The 20192-nt window shown below is 53.2% G+C and carries 23 protein-coding genes and 1 pseudogene; all 24 read right to left on the bottom strand.

Features of this window, described 5'->3' with window-relative positions:
• Position 1 precedes the first annotated feature (1 nt).
• The gene (locus HNQ56_RS06095; RefSeq protein WP_429143800.1) at positions 2-745 is read right to left on the bottom strand and encodes a Mom family adenine methylcarbamoylation protein; all 744 of its coding nucleotides are present in this window, start codon (positions 743-745) and stop codon (positions 2-4) included.
• Positions 718-1305, bottom strand: a complete 588-nt coding sequence (locus HNQ56_RS06090; RefSeq protein WP_429143799.1) for a ParB N-terminal domain-containing protein — start codon at positions 1303-1305, stop codon at positions 718-720. Before HNQ56_RS06090 ends, HNQ56_RS06095 begins: the two co-directional genes overlap by 28 nt.
• 24 nt (positions 1306-1329) lie before the next feature.
• Complete coding sequence (locus HNQ56_RS06085; protein ID WP_429143797.1) at positions 1330-1872, bottom strand: P27 family phage terminase small subunit; 543 nt, start codon at positions 1870-1872, stop codon at positions 1330-1332.
• 116 nt (positions 1873-1988) lie between these two features.
• Positions 1989-2351, bottom strand: coding sequence for an HNH endonuclease (locus HNQ56_RS06080; protein ID WP_429143795.1), 363 nt, complete (start codon positions 2349-2351; stop codon positions 1989-1991).
• A gap of 314 nt (positions 2352-2665) precedes the next feature.
• Positions 2666-3082 (bottom strand): DUF1492 domain-containing protein, encoded by a 417-nt coding sequence (locus HNQ56_RS06075; RefSeq protein WP_429143793.1) that lies wholly within the window; start codon positions 3080-3082, stop codon positions 2666-2668.
• Positions 3072-3368: a VRR-NUC domain-containing protein gene (locus HNQ56_RS06070; protein ID WP_429143791.1), complete on the bottom strand. Its 297-nt coding sequence runs from the start codon at positions 3366-3368 to the stop codon at positions 3072-3074. The genes HNQ56_RS06075 and HNQ56_RS06070 overlap by 11 nt, the downstream gene beginning before the upstream one ends.
• Before the next feature lie 176 nt (positions 3369-3544).
• Positions 3545-6106, bottom strand: coding sequence for a phage NrS-1 polymerase family protein (locus HNQ56_RS06065; protein WP_429143789.1), 2562 nt, complete (start codon positions 6104-6106; stop codon positions 3545-3547).
• A complete protein-coding gene (locus tag HNQ56_RS06060) occupies positions 6103-6531 on the bottom strand; it encodes a DUF7768 domain-containing protein (protein WP_429143787.1) in 429 nt (142 codons plus the stop codon). Before HNQ56_RS06060 ends, HNQ56_RS06065 begins: the two co-directional genes overlap by 4 nt.
• Positions 6532-6535: 4 nt before the next feature.
• Positions 6536-8455: a bifunctional 3'-5' exonuclease/DNA polymerase gene (locus HNQ56_RS06055; protein ID WP_429143785.1), complete on the bottom strand. Its 1920-nt coding sequence runs from the start codon at positions 8453-8455 to the stop codon at positions 6536-6538.
• Positions 8456-8521: 66 nt separating this feature from the next.
• Positions 8522-9262: a hypothetical protein gene (locus HNQ56_RS06050; RefSeq protein ID WP_429143783.1), complete on the bottom strand. Its 741-nt coding sequence runs from the start codon at positions 9260-9262 to the stop codon at positions 8522-8524.
• 15 nt (positions 9263-9277) lie between these two features.
• Positions 9278-9694 (bottom strand): gp33 family protein, encoded by a 417-nt coding sequence (locus HNQ56_RS06045; protein ID WP_429143781.1) that lies wholly within the window; start codon positions 9692-9694, stop codon positions 9278-9280.
• A gap of 11 nt (positions 9695-9705) precedes the next feature.
• Positions 9706-10203: a helicase-related protein gene (locus tag HNQ56_RS06040; RefSeq protein ID WP_429143835.1), complete on the bottom strand. Its 498-nt coding sequence runs from the start codon at positions 10201-10203 to the stop codon at positions 9706-9708.
• A gap of 51 nt (positions 10204-10254) precedes the next feature.
• Positions 10255-10989 (bottom strand): annotated as a pseudogene (locus tag HNQ56_RS06035) (SNF2-related protein); the annotation flags it as partial.
• Between the two features lie 65 nt (positions 10990-11054).
• Positions 11055-11474, bottom strand: coding sequence for an HNH endonuclease (locus HNQ56_RS06030; protein WP_429143833.1), 420 nt, complete (start codon positions 11472-11474; stop codon positions 11055-11057).
• 119 nt (positions 11475-11593) lie between these two features.
• Entirely contained in the window at positions 11594-11797 is a 204-nt protein-coding gene (locus tag HNQ56_RS06025; RefSeq protein ID WP_429143779.1) for a hypothetical protein, read from the bottom strand.
• Between the two features lie 74 nt (positions 11798-11871).
• Complete coding sequence (locus HNQ56_RS06020; protein WP_429143778.1) at positions 11872-12264, bottom strand: RNA polymerase sigma factor; 393 nt, start codon at positions 12262-12264, stop codon at positions 11872-11874.
• A gap of 624 nt (positions 12265-12888) precedes the next feature.
• A complete protein-coding gene (locus HNQ56_RS06015) occupies positions 12889-13716 on the bottom strand; it encodes a DUF3825 domain-containing protein (protein WP_429143777.1) in 828 nt (275 codons plus the stop codon).
• On the bottom strand, positions 13698-13937 hold the full coding sequence (locus tag HNQ56_RS06010; RefSeq protein WP_429143775.1) for a helix-turn-helix domain-containing protein: 240 nt from the start codon (positions 13935-13937) through the stop codon (positions 13698-13700). The genes HNQ56_RS06015 and HNQ56_RS06010 overlap by 19 nt, the downstream gene beginning before the upstream one ends.
• On the bottom strand, positions 13912-14343 hold the full coding sequence (locus tag HNQ56_RS06005) for an RNA polymerase sigma factor (RefSeq protein ID WP_429143773.1): 432 nt from the start codon (positions 14341-14343) through the stop codon (positions 13912-13914). The genes HNQ56_RS06010 and HNQ56_RS06005 overlap by 26 nt, the downstream gene beginning before the upstream one ends.
• A 381-nt stretch (positions 14344-14724) precedes the next feature.
• Positions 14725-16779 carry a CotH kinase family protein gene (locus HNQ56_RS06000; RefSeq protein WP_429143771.1) on the bottom strand — a complete coding sequence of 685 codons (2055 nt, stop codon included), beginning with the start codon at positions 16777-16779 and terminating at the stop codon, positions 14725-14727.
• 13 nt (positions 16780-16792) lie between these two features.
• Positions 16793-17464, bottom strand: coding sequence for a DUF4956 domain-containing protein (locus tag HNQ56_RS05995; protein ID WP_429143769.1), 672 nt, complete (start codon positions 17462-17464; stop codon positions 16793-16795).
• Between the two features lie 25 nt (positions 17465-17489).
• Positions 17490-18167 (bottom strand): polyphosphate polymerase domain-containing protein, encoded by a 678-nt coding sequence (locus HNQ56_RS05990; protein ID WP_429143767.1) that lies wholly within the window; start codon positions 18165-18167, stop codon positions 17490-17492.
• 123 nt (positions 18168-18290) lie between these two features.
• Positions 18291-19505 (bottom strand): sensor histidine kinase, encoded by a 1215-nt coding sequence (locus HNQ56_RS05985; protein WP_429143765.1) that lies wholly within the window; start codon positions 19503-19505, stop codon positions 18291-18293.
• Positions 19502-20179, bottom strand: a complete 678-nt coding sequence (locus tag HNQ56_RS05980) for a response regulator transcription factor (RefSeq protein ID WP_429143763.1) — start codon at positions 20177-20179, stop codon at positions 19502-19504. Before HNQ56_RS05980 ends, HNQ56_RS05985 begins: the two co-directional genes overlap by 4 nt.
• Between the last annotated feature and the right edge of the window lie 13 nt (positions 20180-20192).

The raw sequence follows: 20192 nt of genomic DNA, 5'->3' as shown, positions 1-20192 counted from the left end.
GTCACACCTCCTTCGCATAGTGCCGCTCGGCGCCGCTGATCTGCACGCCCTTGTACATCCCGGCCCCTATTTCGTCAATGCGGGAGAACGGAATAACCGGGACGGTCAAATCCTTTTGCTTGGCCTTATCAATAAAGTAAAGATAGCGTAGCTGGTAGCCGGGGAGCAGTTTTGCGCCCGCCGCTTCCAGATAGACTTTGAAGGCGAATCTGCCGCCCGTTACATCGAAAAAAGAGCGCCCGCCAAGCTCCGGGCGCGGCGAGGTCGGGTTGGCCTCCACCGTGACCTTATGAATGGTGGAGCCGTCCGGCAGCAGGCATAACGCCTCGTTTTCCTTGATGCCGGTGAGGACAAAATTACTGGCCCGGTAAATAGCGCCATCGCCGCAAGAGCAGGCGTCCGCAAAGCTCACAATCCATTTGATGTGAGGAGCGTTGCGCTTTATCAGCTTAATGCTCTGCGATATGGCCCGGCTTTCCGAATTGCGCGGGAGATAGCTGTCAAAGGCCATCCGGTTAAGTTCGAGGTATTCATTCCAACCGGTACCGGCCACCAGCGGCAGAATTTTTGCTTTGTTGAGGCTTGGCCCGTAGCTGATTACCCCATGGAGCCGACCGTCCAGAAATGCGCCGAAATGCAGGCTGCTATTGGTCACAATAGAACCGCTGTAATGATACCGGCGCACAAAGGGCGTGGCAACGGAGGAGGGTATCACCTTCAGGACAATTTCTTTTGCGCGGCCCATTGGCGCACCACCTCGTAAATGCCGTTCCCGTTTTTGTTCTCATTGCCGAAAGTCTCCGCCACCTCCTCATTGGCGTAAACGTGGGCAATAGCGGCATGGAGGAGCTCGGCCTGCTTATCATGCAGGGTCAGGCTGATTTGCTGAAAAGGCTTTTTACCACCGTCGTCCAGCGTAAAATCCTCTCCAAACTCCTCGTCGGTGACGGTTTCAAAACCAAAGACGCTCAAATCCTCGGCGATTTCCGCCAGTTCGAGCGGGAGCAAATCCACGTCCCATTCCGCAAGCTCGCCGACCTTGTTATCCACGAGCCGGAAGGCCCGGATTTGCTCGTCGGTCAATTCATCGGCAATGACGCAGGGGACGGTTTTCAATTTCAGTAGCTGCGCCGCCTTATACCGGGTATGTCCCGTAATAATCTCATGGTCGGCGGAAATCACCAGCGGGACGAGAAAACCATATTGCCGGATACTCTCCGCGACCGCCTGCACCGCACCGTCGTTTTTGCGCGGGTTGCGTTCATAGGGGTGAATATCCGCAAGCGGTAATTGAATAATGTTCATGGCTCTATCTCCTAAAATTATGTTTTAACCCCCCCGCCGGGCCATGAGCAACCGCTCCATCATGTCGTCGTGCGGGGTTGCGCCCTTAAACTCAGAAGCGCAATTCTCGCGGACAATTTGATAGATTTGAAACCACAGGTTATTGGCCTGCTTGCCGAAAGACTGGCTCATGGCGACGTATGGGGAGGGAATGGCATTGCCCGTGGTTGGGTGCTTGGCGAGAAAGCCAAACTCCGTGATACATTCCTCGCACTGAATCCAGCGAGAAATAGCCATAGCATACTGCTCTAAAATCTGCGCGGGAATCAAATGCGCACAGCCCCGCGCGTCGAGCCATTGCCATGTGCTCTCGTAAACATTGACCGCCAGCAGTTCTTTCCCATTTTTCTGCCGGGCCGCCAAATATTCACGAGGCGGCGGCATGGCCTGCCCCTCTAAATCTGCGGTATCAGTAAATTCCATAATTGTGAGCTTGCGGCGGCCCGGATTGCCTTCCAGCACCTTATCCGCAAGCGCCTTTTTCTTCTGGCCCGCGCCGATGCGCGCGCCTCCGTGGCCGTTTGCCATGCGGCCTCACCTCCTTTGAAAACCGGGCGGCCATATACCCGACTTGAAAGCGCGACTTTTCGCGCGATACCCCATGGCCGCTGCCCGTTGGAGAAGCCGTAGAGATTTTCCTCCCCCTACCGGCGCGGCGTCCACCGGCCACCCTCGCGGGCGGTGATGGTCGAATGGCAGGAGGTACATAGCGCCATGAGATTGTCGCGCGCGTGAGTGCCGCCCTGCGCCAGCGGTTGGATATGATGAACCTCCCGCGCCGGGGTCAATTTCCCGTCGCGCTGGCATAGCTCGCACAGCGGGTGCTCGGCGATATAGCTGTCGCGTATCCGTTTCCAAGCTCGCCCGTATCGTTTGCGGCTGGCCGGGTCGCGTTCATAGCGGTTGTAATGCGCCGTGATAATCTTCTGGTGCTCCGGGCAGTAGCGCCCGTCGGTCAGTTCCGGGCAGCCGGGGTATGCGCAGGGCCGCTTGGGTTTGCGCGGCATACCAACCGACCTCCTTTGTGCAGCCAATAAAGAAAGCCCCCGCAGATTTCCTGCGAAGGCTTTCTCAATGGCTATGCAATTTGCGGGGTAATTTTTGCGGAACCAATTTTTAGAAGCCCGCTTTTTTTGAGCTCCCGCTTTTTACGGTTCCCGCTATTCTAATTGAACCACAAACGGCAACTCTCTTTCTATCACATTTACTCTCATCTTTCGGTAAACGCGCAGAAAGTTAAAACAAGCCGGAATACCGGGAAGCCTCTTTATGGTTCGCTCATGATAATTAAACCACAGGCGGGTACTCTCTTTCTATCACATTAACTCTCATGTTCGGGAACCTTGACCATATTCAGGGCCTTGTCATGCAGGCGGAATATGTGCTGCAAGCTGTAGCCCATGGCGACGGCGATCTGCTCCCACGAGCGGAAGCACAGATACCGGAGCTCCAACAGCGTTTGATATTCCGGGTTTTTTATGGCCTTGATAATCCCGACAATTTCCCGCTTCAAATCCACAAGGGTGTCAATGTCGGCGTTGATTTCATTCTCCAAGTCAATGATTTTCACGATAATGCCCTCCATGGAGTGGACATTGCGGGTGCCGCTGGGCGGCGTCTCGGAAAATGTATAGGTCGCCTTGGCTGCAATCTCCCGCAGGCAGGACACCTGCTCCAGCTTGCTGTTTATCCGCTGGTCGATACGATACGCCTGCCCGAGATACTCCTTACTTGTCATAATCCGCTCCTTTCTCCGCCAATGCGGCCTTCACATCCTCAACCGAGGTTGCCATACATGCCAGCCCACCAGCGGCATGTATTTTTCTGATAGTAGCCTCCTGCAAAGCGGTGAGCTTACCGCCCGGCTGCTTGACCTCAAAGGCCGCGAAGCGCCCGTCCACACAGGCGATAACGTCCGGGAGGCCGGAGGTGCCGTATATCCCGCCGTGGGTTTTCCAGACAAAACAGCGTGGGCGGGCTTTCAAATGCCGCAGGATAGCGGCGACGATGTTCTTCTCTAACACAATGGCACTCCTTTCTTGCGTTACCTGTTACCGATTACTCCCCGATTTCTATAGGTGTGCGTATATACGCGCGCACACGCGCACACGCACGCGCATATGTGAGAATCGCGTTCCGTGTAGATATAGAAATAGAAAGTAAAAGGTAACAAGTAACAAAGTAAACCCTCTAACTGTGTTCATATTTCTTTGCCCAGCGGCGGTACGTCTGTGCCAAAAAACCCTGTAATATCGCACCTTTGCCGCAATAGGGCATAGTTCAAAATGGTGGCTTTCGCCAGCCCGCTCTCGAACCGCACGTTTTTGTAATCCGCAAATAGGTCAGAGCCACGAAGCTGCTTTTTGAATTGTTCATAGCTCAAACACTCGCCGGTTATGGCATGGTCGCGCCGGTATTTCGTATAACGGTCGTAAAACTTTTGAAACCGGAAGGCGATAAGCTCTCCGTCGTCCAGCACGCGCACCTCGCTCTGCGGGTCAAGGCCCATCCTGTCCATGACTTCAAGCGAATGTTCCACCACGCTCTTGTTCGTGGGGCTGCCGTCGAGCAAATACTCGCGGACAGCGTAATTGAGATAGCGCGCGCAGCCGTCAGGGTCAATATCAAAAACCCGCGACCATTCCAGCTTGTGTGAGGCGCATAGGCGCTCCACCAAGCGCAGCCCCGCCATGCAGCAGGCCAGATTATTGACGATACGCGACGGAAGGGCTTCGTCAAATAGCTCCTTCGCGGCGGTATACCACGCCACGGCCTCTTTGCTCTTTGTCCGCAGGGCCGTATCCAGCAGCCCGCGCCCAAAGCCGCCAAGGGGTTCGGGATTTTCGCACAGCCGCAAAAACGCCTTGCGATAGTCCGCCGTTTTCAGGTCTTTGCGCGAAAACAGGAGTTCAATGCCGCGCTCTCGGATAGCCGCCTCGTCCGGCGATTCTTCACCGGCCACAATAAGCGGAGCCAGCAGTTCATACGTTATAACGGATTGGTCGGCGCGGCCCCGGACGCCCTCATGGCCGTCGTAGCTGTCGCGCATATGGTTATAGAGCCAATGGAGCTTCATGCGGTCGATTTTCGAGGGCTTAAACTCGTCCAGCGGCTGGGGTATGATATTGCTTGACGCGCTGTCCTTCATAAGCGTGAAGGCCGTAACCTGCGTCGCGGCGTTCACCTTTTCCCGCCCGAAAATCGGCAGGATAACGCGCTCCAAGGTATTGCTTTTTCCGCTGCCTTGCTCGCCAATCAGAAAGAGGTGGGGAAAGCGGATATTTGCGCGCTTTAGGTGCTCCTTGATGAAGCACCCGGCGCACCACGCCAGTACGGCCACGGTCTTGGCGGGCTCGTTGTAGCCCAGCAGCAGGCCGCCGAGGTCTTGGAGGCCTGCCGCGCTGATCGGCGCAAAGCGCAGGATGTTCGTGGAGATACTCCGCCATTTTTCAAGCTGCAAAATGTCTGCGACAGCAACGCCGTCCGCCTCAATCGCGCCCTCCGGCGAAACGAACACCCAGCGGCCCGCGTAATCATGGATACCCAGCGCGCGCACGCCAACCCGGCGCGTCCATTCGAGCTCGGATACATAGCCTTTCAATAATTCGAGGTCGCCCTCGGAGCCGGTGTAGCTCAGGGAAATGGTGCGCTTGTTGAGAATGTTCTTAAAGCGTTGCAGGTTGGAGAAGTCCGTCGCCATGATATTCTGCTGGAAAACCTCGCCGCGCACCGTTACAAGGTCGGCGGTGATTTGGGTTTCATCATCCGAGATAATCATTTCAATGGGGCGCATGATGAAGTTGGTAATGGGGTATACATTGTCGCCCTTGGCGCGGAAATAGCGGCCCTCATATTCAAAAATGGGCGAATCGCCCTCCGGGTTGTATACGCTGGCGGTGGCCTCAATGGCCTTGTCCAGCGTTTCCTCGCCATAGGTCGCGCCGCTGGCATGATGAACCTTATCCCATTTATCCCGCATGAGGGCCGATTGCCGGAAAAGCCGGTCTATCTGCTCCTTGTTGCGGTTCGTCCAGAAGGCCAGCGTACAGCACAGGGCCATATCCGCCTCAGATTGGCTCGCGTATTTTTCCTCCCAGCGGCCCTCCCACAAGGCGGTAAAATCTTCATGGTTCCCGGCGCTGCGGGCCTTCTCCAAGACTTCCTCGTCGGTAAGGGGAGCCGCTTTTTTGCCGCTCCGGGATTTCTTCTTGTTCCGCTCCTTGCGCAGGGGCTTGACATAATTCTCATGCACCCACGCCAGCGCGTTCGCGTCGGCGACCACTTCCTCGGGGGTATCCGGCAGACGCTGGCCCGTCATAGTAAAAAACCGGCTATGGGCGTACATTTCCACGCCGGTGCGGCTGTTTTTATTGCCGCCGCCCGGTATTTCACCCTTTAGAAAAAGGTGCAGGCCGGTACCCGAAGGGCTGATTTCCGTATAGGTGGATACACGTTCAACAATGGCTTTTGCGGTATCGTTGAGCGCACCGGTTTCCGCGTCCCGGCAGTGGTCTATATCAATGCCGACAATGCCGCCCTCCCGCGTGAACACGAAGCCAATCCCGGTATAGAGGTACTTTTGCGCCGCCGTGAGGGCCTCGCGCAAGGTGCTCCATGTCTGCGGGTTGGTGGAGGAGGCTTTTTTGCCGGATTTCGGGTTATATGGTACTTTGGTATCCTTGCCGCCTTTGGGGTCGGGCTCCAATCGCCAGCACACCCATTGCGGCAGGGCGGCGAGCTCGCGGGGATAATGCGGCGTCATTCAAAGACCACCTCCACGCAACGCTCGGTAAAGTAGCGAATCAAGATGCCGCGCTGCTTGGCCTTTTCGATTTCCACCGCCATGCCGCGCGTGATATTCCTGCTAAACACCCACACTTCCTTGCATTTGCTTTGCAAAACAAGTCCGAAGAAAAGCCCAAGGCTGCGCTGCTCCGGGTCGCTTTCCTCCATGAATTGAGGGAAGATGATATGCGGCGCAATGGGTATGCAGTTTTGAGAAACGGCAAAGCGGCAATACCCCCGCGCGCGCTCGGCGTTGCGCTCGGTATCCCCGGCAAAGGGGCTGCAAATATAGACCAGCGTTTTATAGGCGGTCTTTTTCGCCTCCTGCTCGATGTGGAGAAGCGCCTCGTATGCCGTCAGGTCGAGATACCCCTCGTGATTGTACAGATTTGGCTTGCTCAAAACGTCACCCCATTTCTGCCATGTCGCCGAAGGTCGGGCCGACCGACGCCTCGGCCACGATAGGCACATCAAACTGCGGGAAGGGCTGCGCCTCCATGCAGGTCTTGATGAATGCAATCGCCTCGTCGGCTTTATCCTCCGGCACCTCAAAAACAAGCTCGTCATGGATTTGCAGCAGCGGGCGCAGCCATGGGCGCTCCGGCAGGCCGATAATGAGCCGGGCCAGCGCCAGCTTCAAAATGTCGGCGGCACTTCCCTGTATGGGCGTATTCATGGCGCAGCGTTCCGCGAAGCTCTTTTTACCCCAATCGTTGGAGGTAATGCCGGGCAGATAGCGCCGCCTGCCGAGCCATGTTTCGCTGTATTTGCGGGCCTCGGCTTGGCGCTTGACGACCTGCTGCCATTCGGCAAGGCGGGGATAACCGGCTTTGAGGTTGGCAATAATGCGCTCGCAATCAGAAAGCGGGGTATCCAGACCGGCCTTGAATTTGAGCGTCTTTTGCAGGCCGCGCGGGAACAGGCCGAAGAAAACCCCAAAGTTGCAGTTTTTCGCAATCGTCCTGCGCTCCTTGTAATGCTCGGCGTTCTTATCAACGGCCTGTTCAAAGGGGATATGGTAAATCACGCTGGTGGTTTGGGCGTGAATATCGCCGCCCTGCCGATAGGTGTCCAACATGCGCTCGTCGCGGCAGTAGAAGGCCCCAACGCGGAGCTCGATTTGCGAAAAGTCCAAGGACAACAGGACATGACCGGAGGAGGCCACAATCAGGCCGCGAATCCCCACGGGGTCGTTGTCCTTGCGGGGCATATTTTGAAGGTTGGGATTGCGCGCGGCGAACCGGCCCGTTTCGGTGCCTAACGGCAGCAAATCGGGATGAATCCGCCCGGTGGCCTCGTTGATAAAGCGCAGGTATCCGTCCAGATAGGTGCTTTTCAATTTGCCCCAGCGCCGGTATTCCTGTATAAGCTCAAATAGCGGCACGAGCTCCGGCTTATGCTCCCGGCACCAATCGGCCAGCAGCACCATAGCCTCGTCGTCCGCCGCCTCTTGATACTTGGCGGTGGTTTTTACGACCGGCAGGCCGAGGGTATTGTAAAGATAACTTTTGAATGCGGAAGTGGAGGCATTGGCCCCGATTTCCACGTCACCGATGATTCCGGCAATGCCCGCCCGGATCTCCAACAGGCGCGCCTCGGCCTCGGCCTGCTTTTCCAGCATGGTTTCTCTATCCATGAGCAGGCCGTTGTACCGCATGAGGCCGCAATATACGGCGGTGGGCGATTCTAACGCCTCCGTGATAAAGCGGTGCCGGGGCAGGCCGCTGTCAAACCAGCTATTGAAGCGGTGATACAGACGCAGGGCATAATCGCTGTCGGCGCAGGCGTAGCGCACAGTCTCGGCGTTCTGCGGGTCGAGCTCGTCAAATGCGCGGCCCTCGGTTACTGTTTCAAAGTCCGGGAGCTCTACGCCGAACAGCAGCGGAACCAAGGTTTTGAGGCCGCTATCCGAAAGTACGCGAAACTCCGTATGGCTCTTTAGGGTAAGCTGGGCCGCCGCAATGGTGTCATAGCAGGGCGGCTGCACCACCACGCCCAGGGCATATAGGAACGCCGATTCAAAGGCGAGGTTGTGGGCGATTTTTGTAACCTGCCTGTTTTCAAAGACGGCCTCGCGCAGATGCCGCATAACCGTGGTGGGGTTGGCGTTTTTCCCGGTGCGGTGCCGCAGCGGAATATAGATGGCGCTGCCCTCGGCCACCGAGAAGCTAACGCCGGTAATCTCCGCCTTGTGGGCGTCCAGCGCGGCGCGCTCCACGTCCCGGTATTCCTTGGTGGGTGATGTTTCAAAGTCAAAAGCCACAAGGGCGGCCCCGGCCAGATACGCCTTTATATCCTTTAGCGTCGTAACGCATGAGTAGCTCATATTTTCGCTCCTTCTGCCCGGAGCGGGGAGCGGGAATGGATACCCGCCCCCACGCCGGGCGGGTATTTAGTTGAGGGGTTCCACGACTTCTCCGGTATCGGCGTCGATATACTCACCTTCCACCGGCTCCTCGGCGTCAAAGCCGATACGGCGGCTGTGCGCCTTGACCTGCTCGGTAAGCCTGCCAATGAGGGCCTGCTCTTCGGCGGTCAATGGGCGGTCAACCACGAAGGCCGCCTGCGAGTAAGCAATGCCGCTGGAATTGGTGGCCTTTTTAAGGGAAAAGCGCGTCACCACCATATTGCTCTTGTTGCCGCGACTGAGCAGGCGCTTGATATACCGGGAATATTCTTTGAGCGAGCCGGTGGGCAGCGAAAGCAGCAGCGGGAAAATCTCACCCTCCCGGAGCAAGAACAGCCTGCGGCGATTTTTACACGCTTTGCCGCCATTTTCGCCGCTGCCGAATTGTGCCAGAGGGCATTTTGCGCAAATCCCTCCAGGGTCGCCCTCGCCGGTCACGCCGTCAAGGCTTCCGCAATCGGGCGGATTGCTGCCCCCGGTATACTTTTCCTTGTAATATTGGAGCACCGGATGATGGTGCAGAATGACCGCCGAAAACTCCTTGACGGTTTCCGGCTCGTCGGCTTCGTCGCCGGGAAGCTCGTACATGGTGGTGCCGCCAGCGGGGATTTTCACGCGGTCGAAACCGCCCTCCAAACCGTCGAGCTCCTCCGCCATGGCAGCGTTCATATTAAAGTCCGCGAGGGCCAGAAAGCCGCTCGTCTTTGCCAGTTCATTTTTAGCCATGATAGAAAATCCTCCTTATTTCTTGGCGGCTTTGCGCACGCCGACCGTCGTTTTATCAAAGACATTCACCAAGCCGTCCAGCCAATCGGGCAGGGCGTCGCCGTTCTCGGCCACTTGTTCTTTCACAAAGGCCGAAAGGCTGTTGGCATTGACCGTTTCATAAATCAGGTCGCCGAAACCGCTGTCGCGCAGGGCGCTGAATAATTCCTCCTTGCGCCCGGAGGCGGCGGAGGCGCGGGTCTTGGTGGTCAGCACGAACATGAGCCCGGCCCGTGTAAAGTTCTGCGTTTCGCTCTCCATCATGAGCTCGGAAAGCTGATAATCTACCTCGTCAATTTCGGTATTCAGGCGTTTGAGCTCTTGCTCGGTTTCGTCCTTTGCCTCCCGGAGCTCGCGCAGCCGGTCGGCCAGTTCAAACATCATGTCAGACATGAAAATTCCTCCTAACTCGCAAACGGGTTGAGCCCGCTGCGGTAATCGTCAACCAGCGTTTTTGCAAGATCGGCCTTGTTACGCAAGGCCCGGAGCACCTTTACGTCCACGGTACCCTTGGCGACGAGGTGGATGTAGGTGCAGGGCATACGCTGGCCGACACGGTGTATGCGCGCCTTGGTCTGCTCATAGTTGCTCATGCTGTAGTCCATGGAATAGAAAACCATGGTGGAGGCGGCGGTGAGCGTAATGCCGAGGCCAGCCGTGGCGATTTGCCCCACGAACACAGGCACATCCCGGTCATTCTGGAATTGCGCCACCTGCTCGTCGCGGTTTTTGACCGCGCCAGTAATGATGGAATAGCGCAGGCCCTTTTTCTCACTTAACCGGCATATGGCCCGGATTTCGGGCAGGAAGCGCGCAATGACAACCAGCTTGCGTTCTTCCTGTATCGCGCTTTCCAGAATGTCCTCCAATACCGCCAGCTTTGCCGCGCTTACCTGTTCCACGGCAGCGGTTTCGTCATTGCCGATAAATCCGCCCGTAAGCTGGGAGAGGCGCAGCAGCCGGGTAAGAATGTTGGTAGCCGTTACCTCGCCTTGGGATAGCTCGGCAAAGCTCTCTTTGACAAGGCTGCGATAAATCCCCAGCGCCTGCGGCTCTAATTCCACCTGCCGGATAACGTCGGTCGTTTCGGGTAGATCAAGACATTCCGCCTTGGTGGCCCGGTACGATATGCTGTGCAGCCGGGCCGTAAGCTCCGGCTCCATAGAGCGTTTGAGTATCGGGGTATGGTTGCCGTAGCCGGTCATATCAAAATACCGGTTGCGCCAAGCGTAGAAGCTCGGCCCGAATATAGCGGAGTTGATAAACTTAAACTGCGAGAAAACATCAACCGCCTTGTTGGTTATCACGGTGCCGGTAAGCAGCAGACGGTAACGCGCTTTGGCTCCCAGCCGGTGCATGGTCTTTGACGCCGCTATATTGTGGGTCTTGATTTTATGGCCCTCGTCGGCCACGATAAGGTCGGGGCTCCATGCGGCGAGCTCTTTCTCCATGCGCCACGCCGATTCGTAGTTGATAACCACCACCTGCAAGGCCGCGCCGGTCATATGCCGCAGGGTATCGCGTTTTTTCTCGCCCGAGCCTTCCAGCACCACGAGGGCGTAGTCAAAGGCGGCGAATTTCATAAACTCGTCACACCAAACCCCGAGAATGGAGAGCGGGGCCACAATGAGCACCCTGCGGATACGGCCCGCGTTGTAGAGCGCTCCGGTTACGGCAATGGTCGTGAGTGTTTTCCCTGTGCGGGGTCAGCCCATTTCCATAAGCAGGGCAGCCCCCGGACTTCTGGAAATGTTCATTTGCACCACCTCCCCCTACCGTCACGGCGCTGTGTTTTGACATGCTCCGCTTGGGAAGGCAGCACCTCCAAATTCAAAGGGTCGTTGTTGAGGCGGTTTCCGTCGATATGGTGAACCACCTCGCCGGGGCGCAGGGGCCTGCCGAGCATGGCCTCCGCAATGGCGCGGTGCTCATGCCGACCGAAAAACTTCCGGTATGCCTTGCCCTCGCCGGTGCCTTGCAGGTTTAGCCGGTGCTTTTTACGGGCAGAGAGGACGCCACCCGGCTTGTTGAGCGGATTCGCGGTGCGGTTGTATTCCGCCAGCCGCTGGGCGTTCCATGCGCGGGCATGTTCCGCGCAGCAAAAGCTATGCGCCCGCATTTCGTGGGCCGCCCGCTGGAAGCTCCGCCCGCAAAGGTGGCATTTCGCCGTCACTTGGGGCAACGTCATCACCTCCCGGCAGGAGGCCGAACAACCCGCATACGAAATTGAACGCCTCAATCTGGTGCCGATACGGGAGGGCCTTAATCGGCATGGGGAGCAGCGGGGAGGGGTCACGAACATTCATGCAATCCCTCCTCCGGCACTTCCTGAATGGATAGCGTCTTGACGCTGCCCGCAGGGACAATCACCATGATTCGGCGCGGCTCTCCCAGCAGGCGGCGGAATAGGCGCTCCCGCAGGGAAACGGTTCTGCATCGGACAATGCCTCCGGTATCCGGCTCTTTTGCAATGCAGATTTTCAGATTGTGTTGCATTTGCCTTTCACCTCTTTCCGAGGGCAGTATGGTGGCCCTCGCTGTTAGGCCACGAGAAAGGCAAATCCGGGGGGTTATTCTAAAAACTTTTTTAATTTCTTGTAGATGTGCCGCAGGCGTTCGCGGACGGAGGATTCGTTCACCTTTTCCTCGCAGGCAACGGAGGCTATGCTCCGGCCTTCAAAGAACACCTTGCGCACCAAATCCCGCTGCCGGGGCGAGAGGGTGTCCATGGCCCGGCGCAAGGCGTCCAGTTCCATGTTCAGCGCCGCCTGATCGGCGGTGTCGCTGGCGGCGGCGAAAAGCGCGCCCTCGTAGTCCATGCCGTCAAGGGAAACATGGCGGCGGGTTTCCTTATGGTCGTTGTTGTACGCCTGCCGGTCGAGGCCGAGCAAAAGTTCTCCGAGCTCGTCGGACACTTCGATTTCCGAGATTTCGCCATCGGCGAATTGATATAAGATTTTCACTTGCCAGTGCTCCTTTCGGGAGCCCGGCAGGTCGGCACTTAGGCCGCAAAAACAAAAAAACGGGCCTGACAAGCAGCACTAAGTGCCGCCTGTCAGGCCCGTTGTCGTCTCCATCATGTTTCAGATGGTATCGTGAAGGTTTGACCTATTTCGTGAATGAAATCGCCCCTTCGTGCAACATGCTCAAACAAACGCGGTTGACCGTTATCCCGGTTTAGTCAGCCGTTGCCCCGGCCCATATACATTCTTACAGGCCGTGCCGGTTGCCGTGACGCGGTATCCCCGTTCAGCCCCACAAGCATGTCCTATATGGACAGCGGGGGCGGGTCGCAACCTATTCAGTTTTTTAGATGGTCTATGAATCCAAATGCTTGATAGCCACCTCCTTTCTGCAATGACGGCATTTGATACAATAATCCGGCGGCCCCTTTCTCATGGGAGCTAAAACAACCAGCAGCCTTGTATCAGGCGCGGTATCCATGAGCGGAAACCCGCAGCTTGGACATTTCACCCTTTTTCGTGGCTTTTTATCAGAATAACTCTTTTTTCTCCCTATAGATGGCACACCCCCTCCAGCCGGTTGCCCGACCAAAGGGGGTATTAGAGGAATACGTCGAAACGCGATTATTTTGTCAGTTCGGCCAGCCAGCGCGCGGTAGGCCTGGCCAATAGCCGCGCGTTCAAGTATGCCATTTCCAATGTCAGGCAGGTATTCCCTAAATAATACCCATCCATGATGGTGAGCGCCATTGCGAGGCCTGGCTGCTCCATATCGGTCAGGCAAATCGGCAATAAATACTGTACCCGGCCTTGATAGCCCTGCGGTACGACACTGCTTGGTTCCACCACCGCTTTCCGCCGCGCCAATTCCACGGCTGTTTCCAATAAGAGGGGCAAATTCCGCGCGCTTCTTATTTCAGCGGGCAGGCGCTCGATATTTTCTGGATCACCTAAAATATGCTCTACATTGACCCGGATGGGCCACTCGGGATTGTAGTTGACGCCGTATTGCGTCATATAGTATGTAGGTTTCAAAGGGAGAGGCTCTATAAACTTCAACCATGGCGACGTTTCGTCCGCAAAGCACCGGAAATACCAGTCCAGCATGGTGTCCCGCTTTTTGTTGCGGTCAAAACAAGCGTAAATGGGTTTATATCGCGGGGTATATAGGCCAGTATGGAAACAAGCGGCCTCGTTGCGCACATAGAAATAGGCATCCCTTTTATATGGGTCTGGTTCATTGTTGAAATCTATAACTTGTTTACGAAAGACTGTGTGAATATATCGCTCTAATATAGGGGTATCTGGATTCTTGGTTAGGTACATCGGGTTCCGAAAGCACCACGGCTCCGGCAGCGCCAGCTTTGCCAGTTCGTCAAGCTGGTTGTACCAACCGGGGACATAGGCAAAGGAGAACAGGTCGGTCAATAGCATCATATTTTTTCCCTCCATTTCTTTATTGCCTCCACGAGCTTGCATTGGAGCCGCACCTTCATATCTTCATCCAGCGCCTTATACATTCTTCCGTTCTCGTCAATGGCTTCATAAGCCACCAAAGCGTTGATATATGTGTCATAGTATCGAAGGATAGCGTCCAGCGCCTCTGGATTGCCGCTTACCGCCTTACAAATCAGGTCATAGTTTAATTCATGTATCTGTTCCTTGTTGCTCATAAAAGCTGCGGATTGTTTGAAATGCACGCTGTCGCAGATTGTACACCGTGCGCGGGGTCACCTCCATGTATTTTGAAATTTTCTCATCCGTCCAGTGATACCAAAAACCAAGGATAAGAACCAATCGCTGTCGTTCCGGCAAAGATAACATTGCCTCGTATAACGAATCTCTGTATACCTCACAGGAGAACCTGTCCGCATAGAGCGTCAACTGCTCGGACGGGTAGGTATCCTCGTGGCTGATTAAATCGAATATAAATTGCATAGGCTCGTCCATAGCCAGCTCGCGCTTGCTGCGCCGTACCAATGCTCGCTTTATATCCCGGCTTTCGTTTCGCAGGACGGTTTTACAATAACTGTCAAACATAGCGCAGAGCCTTTCCGCTTTATTTGAGGGAGCCGACATAATCGTTTCCCCCCTTTATGCGGTTTTGAGTGTGATTAGTTGCTGTTCGCCTCCTTACTTAACCAGAACGTTTTGGGGCACCCCGAACCGGAAAGATTTTTTATTTTTACCTCGGTAAAATGCGATGAGCGGCCAGCTTTGGTTGCCCTAAAGCCTGCCGCTCATCATTTTGCAGAAATAATGCATAAAATAATAGAGCCGATAGTTGTGATTTCACTCACGGCTATCGGCTCTGCATCTTAGCGTTTGGCTTTTAGCCATAGTTATTTGCTTGCCCATGTCAAAATTTCCTGCTTTTGTCTGAATGATACCTCCGACAGAGAGACTTTGTTATAACGGAATACCAGTACCGCGTGGGTAGTTTTTTAATATTTTCAAATCTCAATGCCTATATTTCTTTACCACAAACAGCCCAACTAATAGTAGAAAGACAGAGCCGCCCACCAGCATCCATTGAGTTGCCGTTGATACCCCTGTGTTACTTGGGGATGTGCCACCAAACATAACAGATGGGTCAAAGCCTTCCGTCATAGCGGATGCATCAAAGTTTTCTCTACCCCTCCTGCCGCCGTTGGGTTGCTGTCCTGAGCCGCTTGGCATAGATGGGGCTGTGTCGCTGGGTTGCCCTGCGCCATCTGGCATAGATGGGGCTGCGTTGCTGGGCCGTTCTGCGCCTTGATCAGTTTGTTCTGTGCCACCGGGAAATGAGGGCGCTTCGCTTGGTGGCATTTCGTTCCGGCCCGGCATGTTGCCCATATCAGATCCGTTATTGCCGCCCCAGCCAAACCCTCCTCCCCCGCCCGACATGGTACCCATGTCAGTAATGTTAATGTGAGAAGCATCTATAAGAGTCGAGTTGTCCGCGCTCTGTCCGTCTCGCGTTGATGGAATTGTTCCGTCCAGTTGGCCGGATATGCTTTCCGCACGCAAAAGACAAAATTCGCGCAGCGTTTGCACACCGGTCAGAAATTCCTCATAGGTGCAGAAAGCTGTAGGGTCTTTCTCAACATAGGGGGAGATCATATTGACTGTTTCATCCAGCATTTGTTCAAAGAATCCACTGTCAAAATAGTCCCTGATGAATTCAGTGTAGTATTGATGATAGAGAGCGGTATACTCCTCATTCTCAAAAATCCATGCCACCATTGGGCGAGATTCCATGTCACCGCCCGTAACAGGCGAATCAATAGGAGAGTTTATCTCAGATGTTGCTCCGACCGATGAGTTGGAACGCCCCATACCCATGCCCATGTTCATGCCACCAAATGCCAAATTGTAATCCCAAGGGAGCATGGTAAGCACGCCATCCTTCTCATACAAGTAGTAGTTGTGTACCATTGTTCCGGTATAGCTGTCACTGTTGCACAAAAAGGTATGCGCCACAAAATACTTAATAACGGCATCGACATCAACGACCTCATTTATAGCTTCGCCTTCACTAAGCTGTTTCAGGGAAGCAATTAAACGGTTCTTATCCGCATCTGTTATATCGGTTTTCGCACTGCCGAAAATGTTGGGATAACTCTCTGGACTGTCGTCAATGTACTGGAGATATACATCACTGCTGCCTCTGCCGCCGAAAGCACCCCCAAAGTTGCCTTCTCCAAACATAGTGGAGGGGTCAAAACCTTCTCCCTGCGCACCTTCAGGCATCATGGTGGAGGGGTCAAACCCTTCTCGCTGCGCACCCTCAGGCATCATGGAGGGGTCGAAGTTTCCCGGCCGATTTATTATGCCGTCATTTGAACGGTCGCTATCAGCCTCATTCATAAAATCTTCAATGTTGAAGCCAGCGCCGTTGCCTCGTCCACCGCCCATATTCATGCTATCAGGCTTATATAGTTCACCGTAATCTTTGCCATAATTTCTTTGTAGAAAGCTTTCCTCAATACCCTCGACAGCCAGATACAAGCCCCAATCCTTACCATTTACCGTGATGTAAACAAAGCTGCACAGAGGTGAGGCAGCGCCAACATATTCCATCATCTGATAAGACAAATAGTCCTTCATATATGTGTTGTCAGCGTAAATATTGTTTAGGCTCAACTTATCAAGCCCATAGTAACTGCCGCCAGTGTTGTATTGGTCAAATTCGACCTTGAAGCTGTACCTGTCGTTGCCATAAGCCGCCACCTGCGACAAAGAGGTGTTTCCCTTGCCTCGTATGCCGATATTGGAATATTTTTCACCGTCTATTACGATTGTACAGGGCGAATATTCCTCTCTCGTTGCGGTTTCGAGAAATCCCTCCCAATCATCCATAACAATGTCAATGGTATGGACGCGGGACGTGTCAAAAAGCCTGTTTTCATATCCAATGGACGTATCGGCTTTGATCCACCCCAAGGAAGAAGCGGTCATGAAAAGGATAGCAACAACAATGGTCAGCGAGACAACAACCCAGCAGATTTTATTGATATTTTTGTGTCTCAGCAAACTTGCCGCCTCCTTACCCCAAATAATCTCCGTTGTAGCTGACCAGCACTGCACTATTGACGCCATTCATTTCCGACAGAATGTTGATGAAGTCAGTATTGTCGTCTTTTAGCCTTATGTCATAGTTAAGCTCAATGGCGCCCTTTTGTGCGCTCTTGCTCTTGATAACGGCGCGGGCAACTTGTTTTTCAAGAAATTCCTTTGCCCTCAACTCGCTGTCGTGGTCGGAACAACTTATCACGATGATATAAGGGTTGTCAGAGGATTTTCTGTTTGCGAAAACAAGTATAATAATACCGATCACCACACTGCCGCCTACGGCAAGGGGAATCATCCCCGCTGCAAGCACAATGCCCACCGCGATAGACCAGAACAGGAAAGCAATGTCGGTGGGTTCCTTAATCGCTGTTCTAAAACGGACGATAGACAGCGCGCCGACCATACCAAGCGATAACACGACATTGGAAGTCACCGCGAGGATAACAAGGGTTGTAATCATCGTTAAGGCTAGTAGTGTCAGGGAAAAACCAGAGGAGTACATCACTCCGGCATAGGTCTTTTTGTAGACCAAATGAATGAAAAGGCCAAGTCCAAAGGCCAAGACAAGCGCAACCGCCATATCAATCAGCGAAACGCTGGTCACATTCTCTAAAAAACTGGATTTGAAAATATCGGAAAAAGTCATGTTTTTTTATCTCCCTTACGTTTTATTAACCGTAGATACGGCATATTCTGTACTTGGAAAATGCTCCGCTGCGCCTGTTGTCAAGACCAACGGCTTTGCGAATGATTGCGGGTAAAAATTCATCCCATTTTACTTCCAGAACGATAATCCTGTCCCCGGCAGGGATGGTAAGGCACTTCGGGTTCAAAAAGTCGGTACAGTGAAGACCGGTACGGATGTTGTAGTCCAGCGTGATACGCACATTACCCGGCGCGTAGACAAAGGGCTCCCTTGTGTAGTCCACAATGGTCTTGGGACGCAATCCTTCCGATTGCATCTTGCTATACAGTTCGACAACAAGGGGCCTGCCGCTCTTGGGCATCCAAGTTAAGTTGCCGTCTACAATGGCCTGCGCTTCTTTTGCTGTAAGTGACGCATTCTGTTTATTGCCTAAACCGTTTAATTTGCTCTTTTTTTCAAGCTGGATTAGCGAAGTGTCGCCATTGTAATAGCGGATGCGGAATTTCTCCCTTTGGTTTACGCCATCAATTTTTTCCCGTAGCGCCTTGTCTGACGGCGTATCAAAGTATAGGCTCCGCACTTCATAGGTGCCGTCCGGCTTTGTGTGTTCATCCCGCTTTGCGATTGCTCCCATACGATGGCGTATGGTAATCATGTCCAAGTAGGATATTTCATGCTTCCACTCATTTCGATAAGTGTCCATAGCTTACTCCTTTCTTTGGTTTATGTATGAGAGTATATGATGCGTACCTTAGCGTAGGCTTAGAAAAACGGCCACCGATTTATGAAAAATCAGTGACCGCTTTATGAACGTCGTAGCAGCAGTTTATATCTCTACTCGGAATCGTATCGTGTTCTCATTATCGTAAAATGCCGATATTTTCCCCCTATGGATTTCTGTGATGGCTCTTGCAATAGACAGCCCCACTCCATATCCACCGCTTTTTTGCGTGCGAGCGGTATCGGCGCGATAGAAGCGGTCAAACAAAGTGTTCGGGGGAGCATCCGGCAATGCTATGCAAGTATTTATCACCTCTAAGATTGCTTTCTTTCCAATGGTCGTAAGCTTTACGGTTATTGTTCCGTCAACCTCCGAGTATTTTATAGCATTATCCATTAAAATTGAAACAAGCTGTTCAAGGCTCTCACGATTGCCTCGTAAAGAGATGCTTGGGGGGATATCGCTTATAATTTTTTTATCACAACCCATTTCAGAAAAGGCTGACACGCAATTCTCGACTAACTTGCTAAACGCCACATTTTCAAATGGTATCGCGGCCTCTCCCTCGTCCATTTTTGCAAGGGATAATAGTTGCTTCATCAAACCGTCGAGCCGCACCGCTTGCTCTTGTATATGTTTACTCCATTTATTTTTGCCATTATGGAGTTCCATTGCATCCACGTTTGCTTGGATGATCGCAAGTGGCGTTTTAATTTCATGTCCGGCGTCGGTGACAAACCGTCGCTGCTTTTCAATGCTTTCCGAAATGGGCAGCACCGTGCGACGCGATACTATAATAAGAATAATAAACATAAGGAAAAGACAAGCAAGCCCTATCAAACAAGCCATTATTACAGTGTCCGCCAACATCTGCGCCTGCGCTGACATGTCTAAAAAGATAATTCTGTATCTGCTACTATCCAAAGCCACTGCCTTATACTTGAACGAACCGATTTTTCCATCCATTTTGCTGCCATCCAATATGCGGAGAGCATACTCGTATATCTCGGACTCATCATAGTTTGAGTAAAATCCTGAGTTGATGAAAGCGACCTCACCCTTGGTATCCACGAGTACAACACAATGATTCATGAACGACGAGAGATTGGGTCTTAACTGATACCCGAAGATGGGTCTGCGCTCGTCACCTGTTGGTGGGGTTCTGGGCCTATCGACAGACAGCATTTCCAAGGCCTGATCGGTATTCCTCTCCATGATAAAGTAACTTGCACCGATGATGCCGCCGATTACGATAATCAGCAGCACAAACAATGAAAGCATGGCGGTCAAAACAAATCGGCGTTGTAAAGTTCGGATCATGACTTTACCTCCGACAGCATATAACCGATGCCACGTTTAGATGTAATTTCAACATTAGCTTCAAGCGCAGACAGCTTCTTGCGAAGATAGGAAACATATACCCACACGGTTCCCACCTCTGCCTCGGTATCATATCCCCAAATGCGTTCCAATATTTTTTCGGTAGTGAAGTAGATGCCTTGATTGAGCATAAACAACTCCATCAATTTATATTCCAGCTTGCTCAATGAGAAAGAATTGTTCAACCCAGCGAGTGTCATACTGCCCGTATCTAATGTGATGTTCCCACAGGTTAAAGCATCCGGCGTATATTCTTCTCGCCGCCGTAACATTGCCCGGACACGAGCCAGCAGTTCTCCCATAACAAATGGCTTAGGTAGATAATCGTCCGCTCCAATATTTAGTCCATGTATACGATTTTCCACTTCGCTTTTTGCGGTAAGCAACAGTACCGGCGTATTACATCCTGCTTTTCTTAACTCCTGTAATACAGTAAAGCCATCCTTGCCCGGCATCATAATGTCTAATATAATCCCATCGTATTTTTCAAGGAGAGCAAAATCTAAAGCATCATTTCCATTGTAAACAGCTTCCACAGAATAATTGTGATAGGTCAATATATCCACCACTGCTTCCGACATGGCGGGTTCATCTTCCGCAAATAATAATCTCATAAAGGCACCTCCA

It is taken from the genome of Anaerotaenia torta (assembly GCF_050433395.1).
GTDB classification, from domain to species: Bacteria; Bacillota; Clostridia; order Lachnospirales; family Lachnospiraceae; genus Mobilitalea; species Mobilitalea torta.
Note: the sequence above shows the minus strand (reverse complement) of the source record. Positions and strands in the feature narration are given on the sequence as shown.